Genomic DNA, 6,497 nt, shown 5'->3' with positions numbered 1-6,497 from the left:
CTCGCTACCTTCTCGCCGCTCTCATTCGTCCCATCCCATTCAGTTGACCATGTCCCGGCAGGCTTAGGTTCATCTACCAACGTTTTTATTAATTCACCGGAAACTGTATAAACTTTCAATGAAACAGAAACACTTTCTTTCAGGTCATAATTGATGATTGTTTTTAAAGCATTTTTTGATGGTATGAGTGGGTTTGGACCGTTCTGGTAAAGTTTGTTTTCGGGTGATGCAGCTACTACATTTATAACTAATGGTAGAGGAGCTGAAGAAAATGCCGAGCGCACACTGCCATTAGATGCTGATTTCAGATTATCACTATTAGTTATTCTAAGGGTGACAGTATATGTGCCGGGAATTGTATAAATATGAGTCGGTGAAACTCCTTCAGCATCATATATTCCATCACTATCAAAATCCCATTCATACTTGGTTATAGTAGCACCGGAAGTGTCCAGTGACTTTGAACCGTCAAACGTAACAGGCATATCTTCTACAACAGTTCGGGACATAGAAGGAATCGGGAAAACACGTCTATTGGGATCATATTCGCTTTTGAATCTTTTTGGAACCTTTACATCAGGACATGCATACGGTCCAGCCGTAAGTGCCGGTGTGTATAACTTCACCTGGTAAAAATCAGAATAGGAACCTGCCGTAGATGTTGTTGAATATAGTTTATATGGACGGATGTTTCTTTGACCTAAAAATAACTTGTAATAATTAGTTACTTCTTGCGGGACCGCGAATCTTAATGTTACATAATTATCATTTTCCATGTTTACATTTTGATTGAGCATAAAGGTTTCCCACTGACCTTTGCAATCAGTATCTATCATATCATATAGAGCACCATCACAAGATGCCATAAAATCATTATCCGCGCGATTATCAGAATCAGCATAGATAGCCACCGTCGGCGTAAGACCTGTTACCCGAGGCGTCATATCTACTGTAAGTAAAATATCTATAAAACCCTGCGCTCTATGAACTGCAGTAATGTAAGGTGCTATATCTGCCCACGCAACAGGCCAGTCGTTCCCTAATAGAGATGCAGGAAGAAGAGGATTCTCTTTCATTTCTTCCGAATTAGCGGTATATTCTTTTGATTTATATACCAAAGTAGCGTTAGTAAATATCGAATCAGTGTTAGGTTGTGGTGTTACTTTTGCTACTGCTATATCAGCACTGAAAAAACATACTAAGGTAAATATTAATAAATATAAACTACAGATTTTAACTATTCTTTTTTTCATTTTGCTTCACCATCATTTTTTAATTTATCCAAATACTCCTTTACTTCATCATTATCGGGCTCAATTGTTATTAACCTATCCCATTGTGCAACTGCTTTTATTGTTTCATTATTAGCATAATACAAATAACCTTTTGCATATACTAACTCCGCTTCTGTTCTAAAAGTCTTTTTCATTTTCTCCATGTTTGCTGTCATCTTTTTTAAATATTTTAAACATTGTTTGTTTTTATCATCCGTTTCCAAAGCCTTATTAAATTCGTCTAATGCTTTTAGATATTTACCTAATTTATAGAACTCTATGCCTGCAGCAATATTTTCTTTTATGTCTCCGCTCGCAGGCGCAGCTGTTTTTTCAGCTTCCTGTCCCTCTGCCTTTGGTGTTTCTGTTTCTTCTGTTGCCTTTGGTGTCTCTACTGCTGCTTCTGTTGTCGTTTCTTCCGCTGCTGCTTCTTCTGCGGTTGCTTTTGGTTCACCAAAACGCATACTTAACGATATTTGATGACTGCCGCCGCCACCATCTACAAATTTTAACGGACTGTTAAATGCATAATCAATCTGACCTTCCAGAGTCTGTTTTATATTTACTAAACAACCAGCACCAACCGTTAAAGCATTGTTACCATAACCAAACCTTAGTGCTAGATTGTCATTTAATACTTTACTTTCACAACCAATATTTACATTAACTAAATCATTACGAAATGCTATGTCTAACGCAGTAGAAACATGTTCAGTTAAATAATATGCCGCACCTAAACAAATATTTGCAGGTACCTTATCGGTGCTCTTTAGACCTATATCCGGACTATTAAAATTCTCAGCTGAAAAACCTAATGATAAAACATCACTCGCACTATATAAAACTCCTAAATCTAAAGATATACCGCTTGCACTATTACCATTGCTAAATACCGGGTTTGATTCGGTCCATTCATTAGTTATATATTGTTTAGACAGATATTTTAGATTTAATCCTGCAGATAACATGGGACTAAATTGACTTCCATATGAAAGAATAACAGTATTTTCATTATAAAGATCTTTCGTTGTAAAATTGTACCATCCAAACCCGAGTGCACCAAGCTTCTCACCCATTGGATACACATATGCTACGAAATTATTGCTTAAACCATCTATTCCGGTATATAATTTAGTATAGGTAGCGGTTAGTTCTTCTCTATCTAATTGTGTTACACCTGCCGCGTTGTACATTATTGTATTTGCGTCGTCTGCTACTGCTACAAACGCACCACCCATACCTAAAGGACGAGCGCCAGCACCTAAATCTACAAACGCCGAATAAAGCTCGTTTCTAAAGAATAACGTCAATGCTGCTATTATAAATAAGAAAAACTGTCTTTTGTTTTGTTTCATAATCTGTTATAAATTAATAAATCCAATAAACAACTACTTCGCTAAAACTACCGTACCTTTACCCAGCATTGTAGTGCCTAACTTTAACTGGTATATATATACTCCACTTTCGCAGATATCACCACTCTCGTTTCTACCATCCCATGAGATACCCGGCTCTGTTGCAGTTACTGTACGGATTAATTTTGCTGAAATGCTATATATTTTTAATTCCGCAACCTCACTATTTTCGTTTGCAAACACAAATCTTGCTTCACCATACCTGCTATCAGGCCCTGAAGGTGTAAAAATATTGTATGTAACTGTAAGTCTTTTTGATGATACTATTGTCGATTTTACTGCAATGCTATATTCTGCAAGATGACTTATTTTAGTTGTTATCGTCACCGTGTTTTCATCAACACTTACAGTGCCGCCTACCAATTGCCATCTCGCGCCATCCCAATAATGAATAGCTAATTTGGACGCTTCAGATAACGGCAGTGCCGGGTAAGTATTATCTACATAATATATACCATCGGAACCTTTAGTAGCTTTACAACGCATGGTAAGTGTAATTGCACCACCTAACGTGCTAAGTAACTCATTGCTTACAGAATCTTTTGCTTCGATATCATATGACAATATCGGTTTCATCGGGGCAGTTAATACAGAAATTGACGGTTCTGAACGCTTAGTAATAGTATATTCAACATTACGAGTAATTGTATTTGCAGGTATGGACAACTTGGCATAATATATATCCAGAGAATCATCTGCTTTGCCTGAATCAACAACTCCTGATATTTCAGTAGCAACCGGTGTGTAGCTTATTGTTACGTAATGAACTTCAGGCGTAAATATTCCATCGCCTGAAAAATATATTTTGTATTTTAAATAACGGTCGCCTGTATGACCTGTCCATATTGACTGACCACTCGCTGTTGTGTAATAAGTAGTTAAAGCTCCATCAGGACCGCGAAAGACCCATGTTTTATTATCATTACTCGTAGCTATCTGGAATTTTAAGCTTGTACCGACAGGTTGGTTGGTAGGAGACCATAATATCGAATCCCAACTTACCCCGGCAACAGAACTGCTATCATTAGAAGAAGAAGTAAAACTACCGTTTGACACATATGCGCCGCTTATAGAAGAATAGGGGACCTCCGAACCAAGAGCAACTGTAGGTTCGGGATCAGCATACTTTCGGCGCTCATATTGTGCTTTAATTTCACCTGAAGATATCACCTCAGTATATATTGCTACATCATCTATTGTACCTTGGAAGCTATCGTCGCCACCACCGAAAACTCTGCCTATTCTTATTATATTAGTTGTGTAAGCAAGTGTAGCTATGCTAAGTGAATACGAACTACCGGAAGCAGCGCCATTAACGTAATAATTAATGTAATTTTTACCATATGTCATTGCTACTTGATACCAATTGGCTACATAAACTGAGTTAGTAGCTGAACTTCCAAGCCAATATTTACCATTAAATCCAGAAGATATACGCTTATCATTATTACTCCACATCATTGAATATTGATTTTGGTAATAACCGCCGTTTTTAGTTACTATATTGGCAGTATTGTTTTTTGCTGGGTCAATATATATCCATGCTACTATAGATACTGTACTAGTAGAACCCAAACCAGTATTACCGCAGCTTACATAGTCATCTATTCCATCAAAATTTAATGCGTTACCGGAGAATTTGATTGTAGAAGTACTTACGTTACCGATTGTACCGCCATCACTTCCTGCCCATATAATACCGCCGTTTAGAGTTCCATCGTTACCATTAGCCGACAAATCACTAACAGTCGGTCCACTGCCTTCGTCAAAATTATATAAAGCACCTAAGCGAGCGTCATATGTGCCAAACGCTGTAATAGTAGATACCTTTTGCAGAGTGTTATCAATGTTGGAAGTAGGAGTAGTAGCACTTGTGTTACCATAATACATAAATACTGTACTGGTACCTGTGGATATTGTGGGTATTTTCAACCAGACACCGTTTGGATTAATTGTACTAGGAGTTATCCAATAGTTATTTATTTTGTTATTAGAACCATCTACAAAAATTATGTCGCTATAGTCACTATTGGTTTTGCCAGCAGTTCTTATTGCTGCGAGGGTAGATGAACCCATGTCTTTCGTGCTTATGAATACCTGAAAACTGTTAAGTGTTGAAGTTGAATTATATATAGTTATAGGTATTCTATAAGCCCAATTTTCATTATACCAATTGGCACGACTAAGATATATAGTTGCGCCATTACCTATTCCCACAGGTGATGTATTATCAAGGTAACCGGCATTGAAATCATCGTAAGACGTTTGACTCCAAGTGTTAGCAAAAACAAGATTTATACAACAACTACATATCAGAATAAATATTGATACGCTTTTTTTCATTTTTTTCTTCAATGTTCAATTTTAATTACTTTAACTTCCTTTAACACTTTGTAGCAATTTTATTGCCATGTGCCATTTTTTAAACACATTTTCTTTTTTTTCTATTTTTTTAACAAATTTTCAATATCTATTAATTTTTGTTTAGCTTCCTGATTAGAAGGATCCATTTCAAGTACTTTACCAAACTGAACTTTAGCTTTTGCATATTGTTTTTTATTAAAAAATTCTAATCCTTGCTGGTATGTTTGTTCTTTTAGTTTTTCAGTAGCTTCAGCTATCTTTGCAGTGGCTTCCTGATTGTCAGGATTCAACTCAATCGCACCCTGAAATTCAGCAATAGCAAGTTCATATTCTTCTGTATTAAAGTACATTAACCCTCTTTTGTATTTTTGTTCAGCCTTACTGCTGCTTTTCAAATCCGAAAGCTTAGATTTTTTCACCGAACTGTTAGTTTTTTCATTTGAAGGCTTAGATTTTTTCATCGTAGCTGTAACTGTTTTATCTGATTCTTCAGATGATTCGCCAAACCTTAATATAAACGAAACTTTATGAATAGCGTTTATTTTACTCATAGGACTGAACCCGTAATCCAACTGGCAATTCTTAACTTTAAACCCTAAACCGGCTGTAATAGAAGCTAAATCATATCCTATCTCGTAACCAGTCCGTAACGCTATCATTTCTTTTAACCAGCACTCTAATCCTAAATTAAGCTGCATATCAGTGTTTGAATATTTATTAATATCTAAAACACCTGTAAGTTTTTTCATGTCTTCAGAAATAAAAACATAAGCACCGCCTACTCTTATTCCTAAAGGCAGCGGGTCATCTTCCGAACCGCTTGATATACCGCCTTTGTATTTTAACGCAGTTCCTATATTCAGGATTGACAGACCCAAAGATAATTTATTATCCAATAACCGGTATAACCCGCCTAAATCTACAGCAATACTGGACGCTGTAGATTCTTCGGCTAATTTACTACTAACGTATTTAAGATTAGCACCTGCAGATAATTCACCTTCGCTCATAAAATCCTGAGCATATCCTAATGTTAAAACATAATCTTGTTCTGCATTCCTCGTTTCAGTTCTTACCCCGTTTACTGAGTCCCACCAGTTTATCTCTATGTCCCCACCTTGAAATAACAGGAAAGAACCGCCAATATATCCTTTCTCACCTAATGGTTGGGCATATGCTATATTACTATAACTCATATCAACTAATTCTTTTGAATATGTAGCTCCTGATTCTTTATTTGAAATATTACTTAACCCTGCAGGATTAAACTGAAGTGTATTTATATCATCTGCTAAACCTACAAATGCTTCTCCCATACCCAAGGGTCTTGCTCCAATTCCTTGTCTTAATATAGATGCCCCGTTAGTCCAGGGACCTGTAGCATGACAGATATATGTTGATAATGTGAAAAACAAAATTATTACAATCTTTTTCATAATATGGT

4 protein-coding genes are annotated in these 6,497 nt (G+C 36.4%); all 4 read right to left on the bottom strand.

Translation table 11 applies throughout. The annotated features are described in order from the left end of the window. Positions 1 to 1,253, bottom strand: a 1,253-nt coding sequence (locus tag PHE88_10565) for a PKD domain-containing protein (protein MDD5688261.1), incomplete at its 3' end; no start/stop codon positions are given. Then, positions 1,250 to 2,629: a conjugal transfer protein TraF gene (traF, locus tag PHE88_10560; GenBank protein ID MDD5688260.1), complete on the bottom strand. Its 1,380-nt coding sequence runs from the start codon at positions 2,627 to 2,629 to the stop codon at positions 1,250 to 1,252. The genes PHE88_10565 and traF, both read right to left, overlap by 4 nt. Positions 2,630 to 2,662: 33 nt before the next feature. Continuing rightward, positions 2,663 to 5,032, bottom strand: coding sequence for a DUF2341 domain-containing protein (locus tag PHE88_10555; GenBank protein MDD5688259.1), 2,370 nt, complete (start codon positions 5,030 to 5,032; stop codon positions 2,663 to 2,665). Positions 5,033 to 5,133: 101 nt separating this feature from the next. Beyond that, positions 5,134 to 6,489 carry a PorV/PorQ family protein gene (locus tag PHE88_10550; GenBank protein MDD5688258.1) on the bottom strand — a complete coding sequence of 452 codons (1,356 nt, stop codon included), beginning with the start codon at positions 6,487 to 6,489 and terminating at the stop codon, positions 5,134 to 5,136. Positions 6,490 to 6,497 lie beyond the last annotated feature (8 nt).

The sequence above is a fragment of the Elusimicrobiota bacterium genome (assembly GCA_028718185.1).
Classification (GTDB): domain Bacteria; phylum Elusimicrobiota; class UBA8919; order UBA8919; family UBA8919; genus JAQUMH01.
This window is presented reverse-complemented; position numbering and strand designations above follow the sequence as displayed.